Origin of the sequence: Actinoplanes sp. SE50/110, assembly GCF_900119315.1 — a bacterium.
Taxonomy (GTDB): Bacteria; Actinomycetota; Actinomycetes; order Mycobacteriales; family Micromonosporaceae; genus Actinoplanes.
In genome coordinates this window covers 6,506,981-6,526,041 of sequence record NZ_LT827010.1, presented here as the reverse complement: position 1 = coordinate 6,526,041, position 19,061 = coordinate 6,506,981, and the positions used below count along the sequence as shown (strand labels likewise).

29 protein-coding genes are annotated in these 19,061 nt (G+C 65.6%); 9 read left to right on the top strand and 20 right to left on the bottom strand.

From position 1 onward, the window contains the following. Positions 1 to 90: 90 nt before the first annotated feature. On the top strand, positions 91 to 324 hold the full coding sequence (locus tag ACSP50_RS42510; RefSeq protein WP_043512409.1) for a hypothetical protein: 234 nt from the start codon (positions 91 to 93) through the stop codon (positions 322 to 324). Between the two features lie 222 nt (positions 325 to 546). On the opposite strand, the gene ACSP50_RS29510 is transcribed toward ACSP50_RS42510, so the two are convergent. The 18 genes from ACSP50_RS29510 to ACSP50_RS29430 form a co-directional block, all read right to left on the bottom strand. Then, positions 547 to 1,026 carry a hypothetical protein gene (locus tag ACSP50_RS29510; RefSeq protein WP_197688097.1) on the bottom strand — a complete coding sequence of 160 codons (480 nt, stop codon included), beginning with the start codon at positions 1,024 to 1,026 and terminating at the stop codon, positions 547 to 549. Positions 1,027 to 1,230: 204 nt separating this feature from the next. Continuing rightward, positions 1,231 to 1,413, bottom strand: coding sequence for a hypothetical protein (locus ACSP50_RS29505; RefSeq protein ID WP_014692955.1), 183 nt, complete (start codon positions 1,411 to 1,413; stop codon positions 1,231 to 1,233). Further along, a complete protein-coding gene (locus ACSP50_RS44695; protein WP_014692954.1) occupies positions 1,406 to 1,534 on the bottom strand; it encodes a hypothetical protein in 129 nt (42 codons plus the stop codon). Before ACSP50_RS44695 ends, ACSP50_RS29505 begins: the two co-directional genes overlap by 8 nt. A 71-nt stretch (positions 1,535 to 1,605) precedes the next feature. Beyond that, positions 1,606 to 1,830, bottom strand: a complete 225-nt coding sequence (locus ACSP50_RS29500; protein ID WP_043512408.1) for a hypothetical protein — start codon at positions 1,828 to 1,830, stop codon at positions 1,606 to 1,608. Beyond that, positions 1,827 to 2,051 (bottom strand): hypothetical protein, encoded by a 225-nt coding sequence (locus tag ACSP50_RS29495; RefSeq protein WP_014692952.1) that lies wholly within the window; start codon positions 2,049 to 2,051, stop codon positions 1,827 to 1,829. Before ACSP50_RS29495 ends, ACSP50_RS29500 begins: the two co-directional genes overlap by 4 nt. Then, complete coding sequence (locus tag ACSP50_RS29490; RefSeq protein WP_155123666.1) at positions 2,048 to 2,239, bottom strand: hypothetical protein; 192 nt, start codon at positions 2,237 to 2,239, stop codon at positions 2,048 to 2,050. Before ACSP50_RS29490 ends, ACSP50_RS29495 begins: the two co-directional genes overlap by 4 nt. Then, positions 2,236 to 2,424: a hypothetical protein gene (locus ACSP50_RS29485; protein WP_014692950.1), complete on the bottom strand. Its 189-nt coding sequence runs from the start codon at positions 2,422 to 2,424 to the stop codon at positions 2,236 to 2,238. The genes ACSP50_RS29490 and ACSP50_RS29485 overlap by 4 nt, the downstream gene beginning before the upstream one ends. After that, positions 2,421 to 2,684: a hypothetical protein gene (locus ACSP50_RS29480; protein ID WP_014692949.1), complete on the bottom strand. Its 264-nt coding sequence runs from the start codon at positions 2,682 to 2,684 to the stop codon at positions 2,421 to 2,423. The genes ACSP50_RS29485 and ACSP50_RS29480 overlap by 4 nt, the downstream gene beginning before the upstream one ends. After that, the gene (locus ACSP50_RS29475) at positions 2,681 to 2,899 is read right to left on the bottom strand and encodes a hypothetical protein (RefSeq protein ID WP_014692948.1); all 219 of its coding nucleotides are present in this window, start codon (positions 2,897 to 2,899) and stop codon (positions 2,681 to 2,683) included. Before ACSP50_RS29475 ends, ACSP50_RS29480 begins: the two co-directional genes overlap by 4 nt. A gap of 19 nt (positions 2,900 to 2,918) precedes the next feature. Next, positions 2,919 to 3,176 (bottom strand): hypothetical protein, encoded by a 258-nt coding sequence (locus ACSP50_RS29470; protein WP_014692947.1) that lies wholly within the window; start codon positions 3,174 to 3,176, stop codon positions 2,919 to 2,921. Positions 3,177 to 3,259: 83 nt separating this feature from the next. Next, complete coding sequence (locus ACSP50_RS29465; protein WP_014692946.1) at positions 3,260 to 3,445, bottom strand: hypothetical protein; 186 nt, start codon at positions 3,443 to 3,445, stop codon at positions 3,260 to 3,262. After that, entirely contained in the window at positions 3,442 to 3,666 is a 225-nt protein-coding gene (locus tag ACSP50_RS29460) for a hypothetical protein (RefSeq protein ID WP_014692945.1), read from the bottom strand. The genes ACSP50_RS29465 and ACSP50_RS29460 overlap by 4 nt, the downstream gene beginning before the upstream one ends. A 166-nt stretch (positions 3,667 to 3,832) precedes the next feature. Beyond that, complete coding sequence (locus tag ACSP50_RS42505) at positions 3,833 to 3,997, bottom strand: hypothetical protein (protein ID WP_014692943.1); 165 nt, start codon at positions 3,995 to 3,997, stop codon at positions 3,833 to 3,835. Further along, the gene (locus ACSP50_RS29455) at positions 3,994 to 4,245 is read right to left on the bottom strand and encodes a hypothetical protein (protein WP_014692942.1); all 252 of its coding nucleotides are present in this window, start codon (positions 4,243 to 4,245) and stop codon (positions 3,994 to 3,996) included. Before ACSP50_RS29455 ends, ACSP50_RS42505 begins: the two co-directional genes overlap by 4 nt. Beyond that, positions 4,242 to 4,448: a hypothetical protein gene (locus tag ACSP50_RS29450; RefSeq protein WP_014692941.1), complete on the bottom strand. Its 207-nt coding sequence runs from the start codon at positions 4,446 to 4,448 to the stop codon at positions 4,242 to 4,244. Before ACSP50_RS29450 ends, ACSP50_RS29455 begins: the two co-directional genes overlap by 4 nt. A gap of 246 nt (positions 4,449 to 4,694) precedes the next feature. Further along, positions 4,695 to 4,889, bottom strand: a complete 195-nt coding sequence (locus tag ACSP50_RS29440; protein ID WP_014692940.1) for a hypothetical protein — start codon at positions 4,887 to 4,889, stop codon at positions 4,695 to 4,697. Between the two features lie 82 nt (positions 4,890 to 4,971). Further along, the gene (locus tag ACSP50_RS29435) at positions 4,972 to 5,181 is read right to left on the bottom strand and encodes a hypothetical protein (protein ID WP_014692939.1); all 210 of its coding nucleotides are present in this window, start codon (positions 5,179 to 5,181) and stop codon (positions 4,972 to 4,974) included. A 2-nt stretch (positions 5,182 to 5,183) separates the two neighbouring features. Further along, entirely contained in the window at positions 5,184 to 5,459 is a 276-nt protein-coding gene (locus tag ACSP50_RS29430) for a hypothetical protein (protein WP_014692938.1), read from the bottom strand. Positions 5,460 to 5,747: 288 nt separating this feature from the next. On the opposite strand from ACSP50_RS29430, the gene ACSP50_RS29425 reads away from it, so the two are divergent. From ACSP50_RS29425 to ACSP50_RS42500, 3 genes are all read left to right on the top strand, one after another. Then, positions 5,748 to 5,975, top strand: a complete 228-nt coding sequence (locus tag ACSP50_RS29425) for a hypothetical protein (RefSeq protein ID WP_014692937.1) — start codon at positions 5,748 to 5,750, stop codon at positions 5,973 to 5,975. A gap of 170 nt (positions 5,976 to 6,145) precedes the next feature. After that, the gene (locus ACSP50_RS29420) at positions 6,146 to 7,015 is read left to right on the top strand and encodes a Scr1 family TA system antitoxin-like transcriptional regulator (RefSeq protein WP_014692935.1); all 870 of its coding nucleotides are present in this window, start codon (positions 6,146 to 6,148) and stop codon (positions 7,013 to 7,015) included. Positions 7,016 to 7,023: 8 nt separating this feature from the next. Next, on the top strand, positions 7,024 to 7,578 hold the full coding sequence (locus ACSP50_RS42500; protein WP_155123665.1) for a DUF6879 family protein: 555 nt from the start codon (positions 7,024 to 7,026) through the stop codon (positions 7,576 to 7,578). A 166-nt stretch (positions 7,579 to 7,744) separates the two neighbouring features. Here ACSP50_RS42500 and cutA read toward each other — a convergent pair whose 3' ends face one another. Beyond that, entirely contained in the window at positions 7,745 to 8,089 is a 345-nt protein-coding gene (cutA, locus tag ACSP50_RS29415) for a divalent-cation tolerance protein CutA (protein ID WP_014692934.1), read from the bottom strand. A gap of 179 nt (positions 8,090 to 8,268) precedes the next feature. On the opposite strand from cutA, the gene ACSP50_RS29410 reads away from it, so the two are divergent. The 4 genes from ACSP50_RS29410 to ACSP50_RS29395 all read left to right on the top strand — a co-directional run bounded on the left by ACSP50_RS29410 (position 8,269) and on the right by ACSP50_RS29395 (position 15,035). Further along, positions 8,269 to 9,507, top strand: coding sequence for an IS701 family transposase (locus ACSP50_RS29410; protein ID WP_155123751.1), 1,239 nt, complete (start codon positions 8,269 to 8,271; stop codon positions 9,505 to 9,507). Positions 9,508 to 9,542: 35 nt separating this feature from the next. Beyond that, positions 9,543 to 10,274 carry an alpha/beta fold hydrolase gene (locus tag ACSP50_RS29405; protein ID WP_052311754.1) on the top strand — a complete coding sequence of 244 codons (732 nt, stop codon included), beginning with the start codon at positions 9,543 to 9,545 and terminating at the stop codon, positions 10,272 to 10,274. Positions 10,275 to 10,584: 310 nt separating this feature from the next. Further along, on the top strand, positions 10,585 to 11,007 hold the full coding sequence (locus ACSP50_RS29400; RefSeq protein ID WP_014692931.1) for an RIP homotypic interaction motif-containing protein: 423 nt from the start codon (positions 10,585 to 10,587) through the stop codon (positions 11,005 to 11,007). Continuing rightward, complete coding sequence (locus ACSP50_RS29395) at positions 11,004 to 15,035, top strand: hypothetical protein (protein ID WP_014692930.1); 4,032 nt, start codon at positions 11,004 to 11,006, stop codon at positions 15,033 to 15,035. Before ACSP50_RS29400 ends, ACSP50_RS29395 begins: the two co-directional genes overlap by 4 nt. A gap of 220 nt (positions 15,036 to 15,255) precedes the next feature. On the opposite strand, the gene ACSP50_RS44310 is transcribed toward ACSP50_RS29395, so the two are convergent. After that, positions 15,256 to 15,642 (bottom strand): hypothetical protein, encoded by a 387-nt coding sequence (locus ACSP50_RS44310; RefSeq protein ID WP_231956746.1) that lies wholly within the window; start codon positions 15,640 to 15,642, stop codon positions 15,256 to 15,258. A 10-nt stretch (positions 15,643 to 15,652) separates the two neighbouring features. Between ACSP50_RS44310 and ACSP50_RS29385 the strand changes: the two genes are divergently transcribed. Then, entirely contained in the window at positions 15,653 to 18,823 is a 3,171-nt protein-coding gene (locus ACSP50_RS29385; RefSeq protein ID WP_231956745.1) for an NACHT domain-containing NTPase, read from the top strand. Positions 18,824 to 19,061 lie beyond the last annotated feature (238 nt).

The window sequence follows — 19,061 nt, the reverse complement described above, 5'->3', positions numbered from 1 at the left end:
AAGCGTGATGCAGAATTAGTGGCAAGCCACTAAAGGGTAGTGTCTCAGTGCTGCTAGAAGGTGGCAAGCCGCCTATGGGATGATCCGGCAGTGAGTAGCCAGCACCGGCACGTAAACCGGAACTATCGACCCGCTGACGACGAGTACGACCCAGTCCGGGCCGAGGTGGAAAGGGCTGGCTTCACCATGAACACGTTCTTCCGGGCCGTGCTGCGCTGGGTCCGCAACGATCCGCGCCGGCTCGCCCAGTTCAAAGCTCTGATGGTCGAAGTGGATGCCGAGACGCCACGTGGCCGGCCAAAAAAGAACGCCCCGCAGGAGTAGCGGGGCGCCTCTTTCAGTTACCGGTCCATTCCACTTCGCGGCCGGACTCCCTAACTGCGAACGGACCAACATCGGCCGTCCGGAACAGTCGCACCTCGAGACCTGACCCGATTGGCTGCCACGCCAGCGCGTCAAGGGCGGCGGCATCATCCAAGTACTGCGCCTCCCAACGGTCAATCACCCCGTCACAGGCATCGACCGTTTCGAACCGGTAGCCACCCATCAGACTGCTGCCAGCTTCCGGGCGCGAGACGTCAGGTAGGCCTCGGCTGCGGCGACCTCGGCACGGTTGGGTCGCTCATCGTCCGGGTCGTCGGTCTCGTCCGGGCGCTGGAACCAGTCGCGCAGGTGCGCCCACTCGATGCGGGATTCGGAGCCCGGTTTGGTGGCTGTCTGCCACGGCTGCGATGCCTGGATGAGGGTGCGTAGGTCGGCTGGTGACAGTGCGCTGTACCGGGCGATGACGTACCCGATGGTGTTCAGGGCTGCTTCGTCCGTGATCTGAGGCTCAGCGCTGTCCGCGCTGGCGTCGATCTCAACGGCTCGTTCGGTGGCGTGCATGGGCTCGTCGAACAGGGCCCGGTCGCGCCAGGCAAGGTGGTGGCCCTGCATAAAGAACATCAGCATGTGCTGTTTTGCGGGCTTCAGGCCCGGCCGTCGGGTGTTGATGGCGGTGATGACTGAGCTGGCGCTGGTGGTCATCGGCGCAACGTAGGTGTTTCGGAAGGTCATCGTTCCTCCGTGTGCTGACTCGGCAAGGTTGTGATCAAGGATTCAGAGCTTGGTGATGTCGTAGTAGTCCCACCTGCTTCTTCAGCGGCGGGTTCTTCCACTGCCGGAACGGGTCCCCGCCGAACTGCCTGTACAGGGCGGCGTTCTCGGCGACGCGATCGTCAGCGGGTGGGCTCAGGCCGGTACCGCTGCACGTTCGGCATGCTGGCCGATCACGTCGTTGTGCTCGGCGATCTGCTCACCATTCCGGTACACGGTGACCCCGCCAGGCCACGGGCAGTATGTGACCTGCTCGTACCGGGTGACGCTGTCGTCGTGGTGCACGATCACCAGCAGGTCGGCGGGCAGGTCAGCCATCAGCCGGCCGCCGGTCGTCGCGTTTGCCGCTGGACTCGCGGAGCAGGTCGGCCATCATGACCGCGGCCTGATCCTGGATCAGGGGAGGCTGACGCCGCCACCGGTGGGTAATGTGCAACATGAGATCTCCTTCCCAGGGCTTCTCGAACGGCGGGCCCGTACATCCACGCAGCGGGCCCGCCGTCATTTCAGTCAGAAGTCGTCGTAGATGTGGACGCCGCCGGCGTCGACCGGATGCAGTTCGTCCCGTTCGATCACCGCGTTCGGCACGTCCTTGCACAGCTCACCGGACGCCCAGAAGGTGCAGCTACGGTCCGCGCACACCAGCCGGACCATCTTGGTGCCGGCGACCCGGAGCTCGTGGACGGCTTCGCTCGTGTACTGGCACAGCGGGTTTTGACACATGACCGTGGTCACTGCGGGTCCCCGATCACAGACCTGATGGCCTCATCGGCGGTCCCGAACTCCGGCAGCTCAGTCATGAGGTTCTCGTCGACCGGCCACGCCACCCAGGTCGCGCCGTCAATGAACGGACGTACCCGGGCGACCGGCTCACCGTCCGGCTTGTCGGCGACGAGGAACAGCGTGCCGCGGCCGGTCACATCGTTCACCCGCGGGTCGTTGGCGTAAGCGCTCATGCCGTCGCCCGCTCGGAACGCCAGTGCGCCACCTCGTCGACCGTGATCACCGGATTGTCGAACCGGCGGTTGAGTCGGTCGGCGATCTGCTGATCGGACCAGTCGGGGTGGGCATCGATCATCTCGTTCGACACGATGCGGCTGCAACGCTCGCCGCCTATGGACCTGCCCGGATCGTAGGCGGTCACCGGGCCATGCCCGGCCGCCACCGGGCAACCTCAGCCACGGTGATGACCGGCTCGTCGTATTCCCGGTTAATCCGGTCCGTGACCTGCTGGTCCGACCAGTCGGGGTGCGAGGAAACCAGCGCCTCGACGATCGTCTTGCCGACCGGATCCCGGCCGACCACCTCGCCCGTGTAGTCGATGCTCACGCCTGCACCTCGGCCATGCAAACCGTCCAGCCGGTAGTGCGGGTCTCATCGGCGCATACCAGGCCGTCCGGTGTCTCGATCAGGTCCAGGTCGGCGGGGGTTAGGGTCAGGACCAGCGCGCCCGGGTAGGTATCAACCCTGCCGCCGGGGTCGGTGCGGACGAGTACCTCGCGGCCGGTGCTGTCGTCCCACCAGACGTGCTGCTGCTGCCGAAGCCGCTGCATCTGGCTGGGCTTGAGCGTAAGGATACGGGCGGTCACGCGCCGTCCTCCTCGATGCTGACGATCGCCGCGGCGTTGATGGCCTGGCGCGGGTTCTCGCCCTGCGGGTCGTCGGCGAAGACTGGCTGCAGCTCGCAGTCTTCGGGGCCGCCGATCTGCAGCGGATGACCATCGGCCATGAGCTTGTAGGCCTGGTCGAGGGTGTAGGTGTTGGTTTCGACGGTGCGGCCGTCAACCAGTCTGATGCGGATCATGGTGTCCTTTCGGGGCCGGTCAGGCCCACACCGACACGGCGTAAACGCTGCCGTCATCGGCGGTGACCTGGTAGTCGCGGCTGTCCTTGGCGGTGATCTTCTGGAACTGGTCGGGTGTCAGGACCACGCGGGGCAGGCCATCGGTCGGCGCCATTTCGCCGCCCTTGACGTCGAACGCCACCTTGTTGCTGTAGGTGCCGTCCGCGACGGTCATGAACGTGGTGGTGCCGTTGCGGGCAGACATAAGTTCCGCCGCGTTGGTGTGAATGTGCTGCATGGGGCTCCTTCGGCATGTACGGGTCGGGCACGCCCACCAGCACCGGGGGAGGGGAGGCTGGTGCTGGTGGGCGAGGCGGCCCGTCAGACCGAGGCCGGCTCGAGGATTTCGGCGGCGAGCAGGTCGGCGATCTGCCGGGCTGCTTTCGCCGCCTCGTAGTCCGCGATCTCTGCCCGGATCGCCGACTGTTCAGGGCCGTCCTTTTCGGCGGCTTCCAGAGCCTTGGACCAGGTCGTGTACAGGGTGAGCAGCGCGTTCAGGTCGGTCACGGCGCCACCACGTTCTTCAGCCAGATCGCCGGCTTCGAACTGTTGGCCTTGCGCCAGCCCCAGTTGTCGTGATCGGTGTAGCCATGCTTGGCAAGCCACCGATCGGCGTCGTCGTGCCCGTAGATCGGGTACACCTCAAGGTCGTACGGGACGTTCGGATTCCCGTCCTTGATTAGGCGCAGGTCCTGGCCCTCAATCTCAGCCACGTAGACGGTACTCACGACATCACCTCAGCCACGATCACCGCAGCGTCGTCCGCCGCCGTCTCGCAGTCGTCGCACACAAGCCGGCCGGCGTCGTCTCGCCGCATCAGCCGGCCACACCCACAGAACGCGTGTTCGTCCTGCGGCCACGTGGACGGCGCCGACAGTTCCAGATCATGGCCGGTCATCGGGCTACCGCCCGGGATGGGTCGCCGAGCAGGATGACCGTAACGCCGGTCGGGACCTGACCGTGCCACTCGTTTTCACCAGTCTCGACGCGTACGCCGAGGTCGAACGGATTGGCGGGACGGTTAGCGCGACCGAGCAGCCGGCGGATAGTGGCGGTCATGACGCCACCCCGGTCAGAACATGGTCGACGTGCCGGCGACAGCGATGCTTGAAGTCCGGATCCCGGCTGGTGTCTTCGCCTTCCCACACGAGCAAGTGCAGCGGATACGGCCGAGGCGGGCGGTTGGCGTCGATGGTAGCGGCGTAAGCGCGGCCGAAGTCCTCAGCGTTGTCATGCTGGAAGTCGCTGTTCACACCCTCGGCTTCGACCTTGCCGCGGTAGACAAGCCGGTAAGAGAAGACGTTCATACGTCCTCAATCCATACGCCGCGAAGCTCACCCCAAGGCACGGAGATCGCGCCCCTGTTGTGCTCGATAGTCAGGATTTCGTCCGCGGGCATCCCCTGCCGGAGCAGGTCAACGAGGGACTCGGCGAACTCCCGATCACTGTCCGGCGCGTTCCGGATGGCCACCGTGCCGTTTGCGCTTTTCAGGTACAGGTCGAACGGCATGTCAGTTCTCCCGTCGCTCGTTGGTGCCGTGCTGGTGGTGGGCAGGGCCGGTAAAGGGATCACGGACGCTTGTCGCGGCAACTGCCAGCGGCAGGGCGGTCCAGCCGCACACGTCGCAGCTCGTGAGGCCGCAGTACTGGCAGCAGCCCGACCGGTCCTGGCCGGCAGTTGCACGGCCGAACGTGCCAACGCAGTCCGAGTCACCGCACCGGCAGTCGTCGATTCCCTGCGGGTGAAGGGTCATGGTCAGTCCCTGCGCTCGTTGGTGCGGTGCCGGTGGTAGCCGAGGGCTTCGTCGATGGCGTGCTGGTCCTCGCGGCGCAGCGCCGCCTTCGACGGCCGGAAGTGGTGCCGGGTGTCGCCGACCAGCTCCTTCTCCCAGCGGTCGAAGTCGTCCGGGTTGTCGGCGCCAGCGGGCGGGGCGTAGGTGGTGGTGGACATCGGGTCCTCCTGGAAGTGCGGGTGTGAAGCTAGGAAGTACAGGTGTGAAGTGCAAAGCGCGGATGCGAAGTAGGTGCGAAGCTCAGCGGCCCGTCGCCATGAGCTGCCGGAATTGCGGGACCATGTCGATCGGGATGCGCAGCCTCAGCGCGGCGTCTTCGTCGGGAAGGCTGTCGACTTCGATCAGGAAGTTGCCGATCTCGCGCTCGTCGTCGGGAGTCAGAGCGAAAGCCTGCGGGCCAGCGGCGGCCAGGGCGGCGCGGTCAGCAGTGAGCGGATGGGTGGTCCGCACTGTCACCACGCTCCAACCGCGTGACGCAGCAGCTCACGGACCACAGCAACGTCCGGATCGGCCTGCATGTGCAGGGTTTCGGCGAGACCCGCAATCGTTTCGTGAGCGAGAGCGTGAACAACCTGCCGGGCCGGCTCGCTGGCGCTGGCGGCCAGAACACGTACGCCGTCCTCGCTCAGCCTGCTGATGACGGAAACAGTCTGCTTCTCGGTGAGCCCCGCGCCCAGGAGCATGTCCTGGGCGGTGCTGTACGGGTAGGTGGCGGGTGCGGTGTGCACGGAATGCCTCCAGGTGAGGGGTCATTCCGGCCGGGGCAGGGGAGTCTCAGTCACGCCAACCCCGACCGGGAGACGACGGCTTCTTGCCTACCCACACCATGCGCTCGATGGACACTGCGGTCAAGAAAAAGCTAGAAATTTCTCTTACACTGATGGACGCCAGGTCCCCAGGACACGCTGCAGCCCCGACTTCGACCTCGAATGCGGGGCTGTTGTGTGATCTCATACTTCGGTGGGATGCTGGCCTAGGAATTTCTCGCAATCGCGCAGCGATCGGAAGGCGGCGCCATGCAAGATTTCAACATCGAGTTCCTCTGGAAGGACGTGGCTTCCGGCGGCAACGGATGCCACGCCATCCTCAAGACAGACGGCGGTTACTACGTTCAGGGCCGGGTGGTTACCGGCGACGAACGGGCGGCAGTCCTCAGTCACTCCGAAGCCAACAGGTCTGGGCTTCTCGACGATGAGGATGTCATCTTCGTCCATGGCAACGTCCTGGACCGGCTCAACAGCTAGGACCCCGGCATCAGCACGGCTACCCAGGGACGCCTCCATGGATCCCTGGGTGCAGTCGTATGCAGACCCGAGCCTCTTTGAGAGGTGGAACTACCACATGAACGGATCCAGCGGACGCGTGTCCGGCGGGACCTGGCAAACCGCCTGACGAAAGCGAGGGAGACACGCGCATGCAGGACCGCGAACTCAAGAAATGGCTGCTTCAGCCCGGAGGCGTCGTCGAACGCCTCCGTCAGCTACAAAGCACGGGTACCACCAAGACCTCCAACAACGATCTTGCCGCTCGCGCCGGCTGGATCCCGTCGAAGGTGTCCAAGCTTCGTCTGGGACAGCAAACGCCCACGGCGGATGACATCCGGAGTTGGGTTGCTGCTACCGGCGGTAGCGAACAGGATGAGCATGAACTCTTGGTCATGTTGGCAGATGCCGAACGGCATACCACCAGCTTCCAAAAGGCGCTCAAGAAGGGTCAGGCCGCCCACCAGCAGACCTACAACGAACTCGTTGAACAGGCCGATGTTGTTCGCATGATCGAACGGTCCTTTGTGCCGAGCGTCATGCAAACGCGCGAATACGCGACCGCAGTGCTCACCGGCTCGATGAAGCTGCATAAGACCGCTGACGACGTTGCAGAAGCTGTCGCCGCGCGCATGCAGCGTCGCAAGTTCCTTCTCGACGAGAAGTACCGGTTCGAGTTCATCATCGACGAAACAGTGCTCACCCGGCGAGTGGCGCCACCCGAAGTTATGTATTCCCAGGTTGACCGCATCCTGGAATACATGGACCTGCCAAACGTCCGGCTCGGCATCCTGCCCGTTTACGGCACCTTCCATGATGTCGTCCGCAACAGTTTCGAGCTCTACGGCAAGATTGGTGTCGTTGAAACCTACTACGACGATGACGAGCTCGATGCAGATGGATGGACCGCCCATGCCAACGCAATGCGTGACGTCTGGCAGGACGCGGTCGAAGGCGACGAGGCGCGAAAGCTGCTCCGCGCCGCCATGAAGTACCACGCATCCGACATGAACAAGTCGTAGGAGGAGCAATGCGGAAAGTCCTCACCGACGGCGGACCTGGAACCGAGTTTTGGCGAGCGTTCGAAACTTTTAAGCGGTCAGCTTGGCGCTGGGAGCAGCAGCCTGCTTATCACTTGGGCTACGAGCAGGCACAGTTCGATCAGTTCCTTGCTGGCCATCCGGAGTCGCCGCTTGAAAATGAAGAGCTTGGCTCGTGGATGAAGCAAGTTGCCGCGCACGTCAACCACGGCAGAACGATCGGGCGCGTGCGAATCGTAGAAACCCCGCCTACCGACTACCAGCGGTGGATGCGCTGGATGGACAAGTTCAACCGCGGCGCGGGCGAAACCATCCAGTACTTGACCAGGCATGGAGCACAAAAGGCGGGAATCATCCCTGGCATCGGCGCCGAGGACTGGTGGCTTTTCGATGATCGAAGGCTCCTCCTAATGCGCCACGATGACAAGGGCCGCAGGGTAAGGGTGGAAGCTGTCGAGGATGAACCAGAAGTAGAAAAGGCGATCTGGTGGCGAGCGCAAGCAATCGCTGCAGCGAATCGCGAAGCTGCGAGTCTAGAAGTTTGATAGGAAGAGCAAAGTGGCCCGCGCTTGAGGTGCCGGCCACTTTGCATTATGGGCTACTTGACGCCAGGTCCATCGTGACGCCACGATTGCTTATGGGTGTTTTGCTGCGACTGCAGAAGCATAGGCAGGTGCCAGAGGTTGCCGCCTGTCTCGGGAAAGCGCGCAGCTAGTCGGCAGCCCCGCCGACGGTGGACGTTATCCAGACCAAGTATTCGCTGGACCCGGCGGCTACCCGCAGCGCAAGTACCTCCGGGTTTTTCCACGGATGGCGCTCCACCAGCATGGCCTTAAGCGGCTCAAACCGGCTGGCATGTGTTCGCAGCACCAGTCGCCACTCCTCGCCGACGCCGAACTCTCCCAGGTGCCAGAACACCGACTTCGCTGGGCCGCTAATTTGCGCCCCGGCAGCAAGCCGCGCCTTCACAGCTTGCTTCGCAAGCTCAAGCGCCTCCTGCTCAGTCCCGGTAGCGGTGCTGACCTCAATCACGTCGCCGATGCTGTCGGAATCCATAACCTGACCCTAGTACTCCAGCAGGAGATCCGTTCTGAGCTGCTGTGATGGTGTGGTTTTGTCCGTGGACAGCAAGCAGCCACCGCCAAGTCTTGAAGGTTGTGTGGACCCAAGATGCGGCGGTGGCTGCCGCCTACAGAGTAGACGCTCAACGATGGTCTGAGCTGTTCAGCGAGCTGATGAACACGATCGAGGCACGTTTCGCCCGACCCGAACCCCGGCGCCGGGTCCGTGACTTCGTTGCCGGGCTGCTCGCACCGTTGCCGACGAAGAACTGCTGGACGATTGCCGAGCACGCCGGCGACGACGGTCCGGGCGGGATGCAGGATCTGATCAGCCGTGCCAGTTGGGACGACGCCCTGGTGCGGGCCGATGTGCGCGACTTCGTGGCGGCCCGTCTCGGGCACCCGGACGGGGTGCTGCTGGTCGACGAGACCGGCGATCTTAAGAAAGGCACCCACACTGTCGGCGTGCAACGGCAATACTCCGGAACCGCCGGGAAGATCGAGAACTGCCAGCTCGCGGTGCACCTGTCATACGCTTCCCCACTCGGGCACAGCCTGGTCGACGTTGCTCTCTACCTGCCGAAATCCTGGATCGACGACCCTCAGCGACGGGCAGAGGCAGGGGTTCCTGGCGCCGTCACGTTCGCTACGAAACCGGAGCTGGCACGCCGCTTGATCGAGACCGCAGTAGCTGGCGGGCTGCCATGCCGGTGGGTCGCCGGCGACGAAGCTTACGGCGGTGACCCGCAGCTGGCCACCGCACTACGCCGGCATCAGCTCGGCTACGTCCTCGCGGTCGCCTGCTCACACCGAGCACCGACCGGCCTCGGCGTCCAGCGGGCCGACCAGATCGCCGCCGGACTACCGAAACACGCATGGCAGCGGATATCGGCCGGCAACGGCGCGAAAGGCCACCGCTACTACGACTGGGCTTTCATCACCCTGCCGCACGCAGCTGACCCGCACCAAGGCCATCACTGGCTACTGATTCGCCGCAACCGGACCACCGGTGAACTGGCGTTCTACCGCTGCTGGTCACCGCAACTCGTCGCGCTGCACCACCTGGTCGCCGTCGCCGGAAGACGCTGGAGCATTGAGGAGTCGTTCCAAGCAACCAAAAGCGGACTCGGACTGGATCAGCACCAGCACCGCCGCTGGAAAGCCTGGCACCGCTGGACCACCCTGGTCATCGCCGCCCACGCATTCCTCGCCGCCGCGACCACGGCCAGCACCACGAGCCCGGACGGCCTGATCGTGATCACCGTCAACGAACTCCGCCGGCTGTTCCACGCTCTGGTCATCGAACCCGGCAGACGCGTCGTCGACGTCATTGCCTGGTCAATCTATCGCCGCCGTCATCAATCCGCCGCCAGGACCAGCCACTACGCCCGCCAAGCACTCACGGAACCCTGAAACGGATCTCCTGCTGGAGTACTAGTCTCGAACGAGTGACGGCCTACAGCGCTCAAGGACCCGACCCGCTTGTCGTGTTCATCTCTCAGCTCGGCTGCGGCGCCGAGGCCTGGAAGCCAGTGCTTGACCACCTGGGCCAGCTGCGTGCCTTCACCTACACCCGGCCCGGAATCGGCAGTGCAGACCCGCGGTCAGCACCGAATCCGCCCTTACCGCACAGCCGGTTCGCCGACGAGCTGGCAGCCCTACTCGACAGCGCAGGGCTGTCGGAGCCAGCGGTGATCGTCGGGCATTCGTTCGGCGGGAACATCGCCCGCATGTACGCCGCCCGATACCCGCACCGGGTTGTCGGCCTGGTCTTCGTTGACGCATCTATCCCCCGGCAGCGCATCAACCCCGCAGACAGCCGGCTCGTCGACGGGGACGGCCCGGACGCCACCGAAATTGACTTCCTCACCGGCGAAGTAGAGATCTTGAACGCCACCCTGCCAGACGTCCCCGCCGTAGTGCTGCAAGGTGACGCCCGGCTGTGGCCTGACCTCGTCAGCCCGGTCCATGCCGACCTGTGGGACACCTACCAGCGGATCCTTGCCCGGCAACTCGGTTGCCCACTGATCCTCGCTGACAGCGTCGGCCACCAGGTACCCACAGACGCCCCAGCGCTTACCGCGATCGTGATCGCCGCCGTTGCAAAGGCTGCGGCCAACGGCAGTGCAGTGCACCTGGACGCGACGAAGTTCGGCCAGGCCGGTGGGGTCATGCTGTAAGCCTCAGGCCGGTACGACGGCGGCTCGCACTCCGGAGCGCGAGTCTCGATAGGGTCGACGCGACGGTTGACGGGCTCTCCGTCGACCCGCCAAGAACTTATGCCAGTTCTCGACGCCCGCCGCACCGCCAACCGCGCCGACCCGGTAGGCATCTGCTTCCGCCGGGACATGACCGATGACCGCCCATGGCGAATACCAGGACCGGAAGCGGCCGGGCGCCCGATACCTGCGCCCGGTCGTACGAGTGATCCCGGCTCGACGCACTGTATACAGTCGGGTCAGTGGCGCCGCGTGATGGATTGGTGACGGTATGGATCTTGACGAGTTGTCGGCTGCGGTGATGCCCTACGTGTCGGCCGCGGTCGCTGCGTACGGCGGTGCGATGGCACAGCGGGCCACGGATGCCGCCGTCGACAGTGGCAGCACCGCGACCGTCGCCTGGGGCCGCCAGCTCCTGGCTCGGCTCGTTGCCTCGAGGCGCGGCCGCCAGGTCACCGAGGCAGTGGAGGAGCTAGCTCGCGACCCAGCTGACGATGCGTCTCGCGTGCTCCTGCAGGCCCAAGTGCTGAAGGCGGTGTCTATCGATGCTCACCTGGCGGCCGAACTCGAGCACATCGTGCAGGAAGCCCGGGCTGACGGCGATCATTACACGGTCTCGGTGCACCACAGCAGCGGGTTCCAGATCGGCTCAAACAATCAGCAGAACGTCTTCATGAGACCGTCCACCGAATGAACGGCAACATTTCCTCAAGCAGCCACTTCCAGCAGGGCGACGACAATACTCAAAACTTTTATTACTTCATCTCCTACGGTGCCGACGGCGAGGCCGTACGCCCAGAGGCGATGCTCGGGCACGTACGCGAGCTGACGCCGGCCACGCTCGAGGACCGCGATGAGGAATTGGCTGAGTTGGCGGAGTTTTGCTTTGGAGACGAGCCTTACATGCGGTGGGAAGGCGAGCCGTGGGCCGGCAAGACCGCACTGCTCGGCTTCTTCGTGTTGCACCCGCCCGAGCGGGTCGACGTGCTGCACTTCTTCATTCGGGGCGGCCAAGCGTCTTGGAACGACAGTTTCGCGTTCGAACAGGTACTCCGCGCACAACTGCAGGCCTATCTGGCAACGACCGACCCCGGGACGGTGAACCCCAGCCTTCTGCACCTCGACCGGACGGATCTGCTTGACCGCGCGGTGAAGCACGCGGCCGCGACGGGCCGGCGCTTGGCCCTGGTGGTCGACGGCATCGACGAGGATCAGAGCCGGAGCCGGGCCACGCGGCTGCCGAGCATCCTCAGCCTGCTCCCGGCCGACCCGTCTCCGGTCCTGCGTGTCATTCTGGCCAGCCGTCACCAGCTCGATCAGCCGACCGATGTAGTAGACCATCCCGCGCTCAGCTGCCGAGTCCGCCGTTTGTCCGGCTCGGCTCGGGCCGCTCGCCTGCAGCGCGCGGCGCGGCTGGAGCTCGACACCCTGCTCGGTATGGGGTCATTGGCGACGGATGTGCTCGGTTTCGCTGTCGCCTCGGAGGGAGGCCTCAGCATTGCGGAAGTCGCCGAGCTCAGCGGGGCGGAAGCAGAGAAGGTGCGTGAGACGCTGGTCAACGGCGCCGGCCGCACACTCGTGCTCACTGCGTTCCCGGACGGCGGTACCGGTTTCGCGTTCAGCCACGACTCCCTGCGCCTGGGGGCCAGCGAGGTGCTCGGCGCATCCAAGATGAGACAGTATCGCGCACGGATTGACGACTGGGCCCGCGCGTACCGGTCCCTGCGATGGCCGGCCGAGACACCGTTTTTTCTGCTCGCCCGGTACGGCAAGCGTCTCGCTGACGCTGGTGAGGTGGGTCCGCTTACCGAGCTTGCACGGGACACCAGCCGGCACGCCCGTATGCGAGACGAACTGGGTGGCGACGGCCCGGCGTTGACGGAGGTCGTTTCCGCCCAGGCCTTGTGGCAACTTCAGCGAGATCCCGATTTGCGCAGCGCCGCGCAGCTGGCCAGGATCCGCTGGGAATTGACGTCACCCAACCTGCATATGCCGCCGGAGTTGCCCGCGGTCTGGGCGCTGCTGGGCCAGCCCGGACGGGGGCTGAACCTGATCGACGCCCTGGAACGGAGTCCGCAACGGACGGAACTCCAGCAGTCAATGATCGACGCGTTGCTGCATGCCGGCCGGCCGGATATAGCAGCCTACGTGGCCTCGGACCTGCCGGACCCGGAGCGCGAGGTGGCGTTGCACTCGGTGGCCACCGCCCTGCTCGCCGCCGGGCAAACGGACGAAGCTGACGGCGTCATCGGCTTCGCCGCCGAGAAGTGCGCGAACGGCATTGAGGTAGTGATCCGGTATGCCCGGCTACGCGGCGCGACCTACGCCCGGCAGTTCCGGCACCCCGGCGTCCGTGAAGCTGCGTTTTACCAGGTCATCGAGGGGCTGTGCGAGGACGGCCGGATTTCGGAAGCCCAGGAAGTGGCCGCCGAGATACGAGACGCCCAGGTACGCGGGCTCGCCGATTTGACGATCGCTGACGCCGCCGGCCACCCGATCAGCCCGACCCTTCACCGGCGCGTGCTGGAACTAGCCGCGGAGAATCCACACCTGAGCGAAACCATCCTGGCAACCCTTGCTCGCTGTTTAGCCCGGGCTGGGAGCTACCAGGAGGCCGAAACAGCCCTGTTGCGCACGGCCGACCCGGCCGACGCCGGTCGACCCGTGCTGGCGATCTGCGTTGAGGCGGGGTCATTCGCCGACGCCGAAGCGCTGGCCGCACGGCTGGCCCGCGCCGCGCACCGGCTGAGTCCCGTCAACGACCTCTGCGACCTGCTCGTCGATGCCGACCGCCCGGACCGGGCGCTGGCGCTGGCGCGCACCCTGCCGACAGCCGCCGAGCAGGTGGGCAGGGTCGCGGCCGTTGGAGCCCGGCTCATGTCGCGCGGTGACCCTCGTGGCCCGGGCGTGCTCGAGGAGGCGGAACGGCTCGCCAGCGAAACCGGCCCGAAAGGGTACGCCCACCTGGCGATCCTGGCTGCCCGTATGGCCGACGACGCTTTGATGACGCGGAGCCTGCGACGCGTGCCCGACGACGCCCTCGTTTCGGTCGCCTCCGCGATCGCCGAGGGCGGTTGGGAGAGTGCCGCCATGCAGGCCGTCGACCTCCTTGATGATCCGGTCCAGGAGGCCTACGTCGCCCTTCAACTCGCCGAGGCCGCCATCGAACAGAACCGGCCACAGGTGGCCCGGCGAGCCGCGTTGTTCGCAGTTGAGCGCCGGCTGACCGGCACCGATTTCGACGTCGACGAGCCTGACTTCGATGCCACAGAGGTCGATCCGCTCGACCTTGACGAGGCTGGCGTGATACTTGCAAGGGCCGCGCGGATTCTGGCCACAGTGGGTGACGTTAGGGCGGCGTTGCGGGTGGCCACGGCCGCCGACACCGCGTCACGCCAGACCACCGATCCGGAGCGGGCGGACGAGGACCTGGCGTTAGTTGCGTGCGCCGAGGCGGAGTTGGGTGATCTCGAGGGGGCCGAGAAGCGGATCCGGCGCATCGGTGACAAAGAGACTCGCAGGGAAGCGCTCAGCCAGCTCGCCCGGCTTGCCACCGGAAAGCCGCGCGCCGACACAGAGGCGAGTGATGAGGATGGGACGGGAGAGCTCGCAGCCCGGCTCGCCGAGGAGCTGCAGGGTGACATCCTGCAGGAGGTCACCGCAGCGCTCGTGGCGAGCCAGCGCCTACGGCTGGCCTCCCGGCTGGCTGGCCGGGCCGCGGAGCCTGGCGAGCGTGCCCACGCCCTCGCCGTCGTAGCTCAGGGCTACCTCGAGGTTCGGGACGCCGACCATGCCGATCTACTTGCCATACACGCACTGAGAATCCTGCCCACGGGAGAAAGCGTCGAGCACTCCGAGACGGCGGCATGCATCGCCACCGTCTTCCTAGCGGCCGGGCATGCCGATCGGATCCCGGCCGTCGAGCAGCAGCTGCGACTCGCCTGGCAGCGGGCCGTCTTTCACGCGGAGCTGGCGGTGCAGACGATTGCCGGCGGCACGCTGACCCCCGATGCCGCTGTCCGCTATATCCGCCGAGCAGAGCAGATCGCCGAGGCACTGGTGGATCCATGGGAACGGTGCTGCGCCTTCAGCCGGCTGATCACCGCTTGGAGCGCGGTCGGCGACGCCCCGAGCGTCACGCGGATGATCGCCGCTGCCACGGAGGCCGCCGTCGGCTGCGACGGTTCGTGGATGCTTCCCGAACCGGTCGTTCTAGGCATCGACGCATTGCTGCGGTTGGACCGGCCGGAGGAGGCCGCTCGGCTGCTCCAAGACGACGCCGAGCACACCCCGGCGATGGAGGTCTACTTGGCCGAGGCGCTCGCCGAGCACGGCCACCTAGATGCCGCGCTGCATTTTGCCCGCTCGTTGGCGCCGGAGCGTGCGTTCACGCAACGCTGGAACGTGTTCACCTCGGGACCGGGCGGTGACGACGTCCGCGACCAAGCTCTCGCCCGCATAGTCGCTGTCATGGCGCGGGACGGCGGACGCCCCGACGATGCGCTGCGGATCGTCGAGGAGATAACCAGCCCGTGGGCGAAGGCCGGAGCCATGACCGATCTTGCGGTAGGCCTGGCCCGCGGGCGACGGCCCATCCGCGCGAAGCAGGTCATGGCGGCCGCACTGGCGCTGGGAGAGTGGACGATCCCGTTGCGCGGTCTCGTTGTGGTTGAACCCGACGCCATCCGGGCCGCTGTCTCCCAGCGCGTCATTGACCTGTAAGAGCTGGATTGCAGACAAATCACGCGGAAAGGGTCGCTTCGTGATCGCTTGTACGCAGCGTCAGCGGACTCCTTGACCGCCGTCGGTGCCGACGGCGGTCAAGGTCCGCGAGAGGTGCCGGTTCTCACGAGTATTGCGACGAGCGGCGCTGGCGAAATGGTGTCGAACGTCGGCTCTGGCACGAACTGCGTTAATAATCTTGAATGGCGCAGATATCGCGCTAGGGCGTGTATCGAAGGCATAGCCATTCGTTGATCGCGGCGGTGGTCACGGTTGCTTCGTAGCACACGGCGAGTTTGTCGAAGCTGGTGGCGACTGCGCGGTGGCGTTTGAAGCGGTTGATGCCGCACTCCACGGCGTGGCGCTGCTGGTAGATCGCCGGGTCGAAGGCCGGTGGTCGGCCGGACAAGCTGCGTTGTCCGGCGGATGCGGACGGTAGCGGCCAAAGGCATGATGACACCATGACGCGTCGACGGCGTATCTGGGTGATTTCCAGCGTGGTCGTGTTCACCGTCGTCTTGACGACGGTGGTCAGCGTACGAGCCACCTTGAACACCGCCAGCACGCTCTGGGGCGTGATCAGTGCGTTGGTTGCCTTCGGCTCCACTGTGGCGGGTATGAAACTGCTCAAGCCCGATGTCACGCCGTCGGATGGAGCGGAGCTTGAAGCTGCGCTGGTGGCCGACGTGCGCCGCCAATTGCAGGAGGAGGAGCGTCGGCAACGGCTGAATGATCCTTGGCCGATACCGGTGCAACTAAGGCCAGCGGATGCGGCGATCACCGATCATTGGCAGGTGATCCGTGCGGGAGACGGTGATGGCACCCCGCTGCCGCTAACCGGCAACCTGTCGCAAATCGACACCCTTTTTTCGGCCATACCTTCCGGCCGAATGGTGCTGATCGGCCCGGCTGGCTGCGGAAAGACTGTCGCCGCGCGCAGGCTGGCGGTGCTGCGAGCCGACGCCTGGCAATCCGGCCAGCCCGTACCCGTGTTGCTGTCCCTGGCGGCATGGAACGTCACCCGCCAGCCGTTGCCGCAATGGCTAGTGCAGCAAATCGCCGACGATCATCCGGCGGTGCCGCAGGCGCGAACTGTGGCGAGGACGCTGCTGGTGGCTGGTCGGCTGTTGGTGATTCTGGACGGGTTCGACGAACTGCTGCCACAGGCGCGTCGGCAAGCCTTACACGAAATCAACCAGAGCCTGTCGGCCCCGCAGCTTCTGGTAATCACCAGTCGCGCGGACGAATACACCGCCGAGGTTACCGCCAGCGACGTGTTGACAGCGGCTGCTGTGCTGCGATTGCAGCCGGTGCCTTTGGCGACCGCCTTCACCTTCCTGCAGGAGGCCGGGCCGCCAACAACCGCGGCCCGCTGGCGCGACGTGCAGGCACGGGTGACTGAGCGGGACCCGCTTGCCCTGGTATTGCGGACTCCGCTGTTCGTGACCATGGCCCGTGCCCTGTACGACACTGCAGCGGCCAATCCCGCCGAGCTCCTTGACCGTGCCCGACTGCCCGACCGTGCTGCGCTGGAGCGAACCTTGCTCGGCCAATACGTTGATCAGGCTGCCCGCAGCATCGCAGCAGACAGCGGGGGCGTCATCTCGCCCCGGCGAGTGGCCACAGTGCATCGGCATCTGCGAACGCTGGCCGCGATAGTCCGTACGGGCCGGACGGGTGACCTCAGCTGGTGGCAAACCCCCCACGTTGTACCTGCCGTAGCGGCGGCTGCGCCGATTTCCATGACACTCGGCCTGCTAGGTGCGGTGAGTTTTGCGGTGGTGCTCGGCGGCAAGTGGCAGGTGGCCTGCACCTCCTTGTTCGCCACCCTGGCCGGGGTCTTCGTGGCCGTGACCGTGGGGGCTATCACTCTTCCTCCGCGGCCTACCGCAGGCGGCCGGTACGTCGAGAAGCCGCACTGGATGCGGGCCATTCCGGTGCCGGCACTCGTTGCCGGGGCAGGTGCCGTAAGCCTTCTGGCTGCTGCCGTTGGCGGGGTCGCCGCGGTGTATGGCGCGCGTACGCTCGTCGTGGATCTCACGGGGCTGCTCTTCGTCGTTTTCGCCACGGTCTGGTTGTTGTCGCCCTCGTGGGCCGATCTTCGCTACACCGACTGGGATCGGCGTCGGGAAAGGTGGCTGGGCACCGCGCTAGCTTTCACCTGCGGAGGCGCGGTGTTCGTGGCCGGCGCGGTGGAGGGACAGGTGAGCCCCGGGCGGGTCTATCAGTTCGCCGTGCTGGCCGGGTTTGCTGTCGCCGCGGCCGTGAGCGGCATCATTGCCGGCCGACGCCCTCGTGTGCGATCACGTCACAGGCGGCATCGCGCGTCGCGCCGCCGCGTGATGCTGAGCTGGCTGGTTGCGGTGACCGTGGCGGCGCTGCTGACCGCAGTAGATCCGTTTCTGTGGTGGGGTGCGGTCCAGGCCGCGGTGGTGGCCTTGGCTCTGCGGCTGCTTGGAGAAACGTTGGTGAGCATCGGACCCGGCTACCGAACTCCGCGCCGGGTCGCCCCTCGGCTCGGTGACGCAGCTCCGGTCATCGTGCCACGTGTCGGTCTGGGCGCAATTGCGGGAGCGATTGCCGTGACCGTTATGACGTTACTGTTCCCTGCACTTTCCTGGCCGGTGTGGTGGGCGGCGGGGATCAGTACAGGCGACCTTCCGGTGCCGGCGTTGCCGGCGTTGGCGGACATGGCACCGTTCGTGTTCGTCGGCGCTTTGACAGGATTGCTGGTCGGTGTGCTGCATTGGGTCTTGGCCCCCATCGACCATGGCCGGATGGCGGGCCCCCGACAGGCACTACACACCGACGCCACAGTGTTAGGGCTGCTGCTGGCCGTGCCGGCTGCTGTTGCCGGCACATTGGCGGCCGTCCTGGTCGGTCAGCACCCGCATCGGCCCGCACTCGTGTTCGTCTGCGCGGTCCTGCTGATCATGCTGCCGGTACTGGTCGCAGTCGTACGTACGTCGGCATGGTTGCAATACCGCACGGCACATCTGTGGCTGGCTGGGACCGGCCGGCTGCCATGGCGGTTCCTGCGCCTGCTCGAGCAGGCCCGAGACGCCGGCGTGCTGCGACAGACTGGAAGCACCCATCGGTTCCGGCACGTACGCCTGCTCCATCAACTGCACGTACCTGCGACGAATGTGACCGGTTCCCGCCGTCGCGCCTGGCCGCCGGAGGAGTGGCCTGCGGCCTGGCGTTGGTCGGCCGGCGCGGCAGTGTGCTTGCTCATCGCCGGCGGCGCCGTCCGCCAGGCCGACATCGTTGCAGCCGCTGAACAGACTCAACCGACGCTAGCCACGCCGACCTGGCAGGACCTGCAGCGGCACGGCGCATGCTTACCCGGGTGTCGGGTGACCGGACACGTCGCCGTCAATCACAAGTCCTGGGGGCCTGTCACATTGCTTAGCACGTTGGACGAAAGCGGAGATGAGCCGATCGCTGGCGTCGTCGTCACCGACCGGACCGGGAAGGTACGTTGGCAGCAAGAGTTGGACACGTGGACTGAACTCACGATCGCGGGCCGGGACCGTACCGGTAATGTTTTCCTCATTTTCAGTATGGGCGGGGACAAAGGGGTGGTGGTGCTTCATCCAGTCCGCCGCGGCTTCGCCGAACTCGGCCCCTCGCCGGAAGATCCGTACTTCTTCTCAAGCAATCTCATCGATGCCGGGGACGGCTCGTACGCCATTGACCAAAGCATCAACGACTGTAGTCCACCTTGCGCCGACGGCGCGGTAACGCATACTCGCTACTACTGGACCGGCAAAAGTTACCGTCCTTGACGAGTGGCATGCTCTTGCGAGTTACTGGTGCGTCAGCGATGCAGACCTCCACCAACTGCGGGACCAGCAGCGTCTGAACAAATTTTGCAGAGTCGCCGGCTGCTCGGACGAAGGTTGGGCAAGCGGGTGGCGACGTATGCGGAAAGCTGGTACGACCAGCACCCGCCGATGCTGGCCTACCGGGTCGCCCAGGATCACGCGGTATTTCTTGCCGGTTCGTAGCGCCCCCGACAGAGCT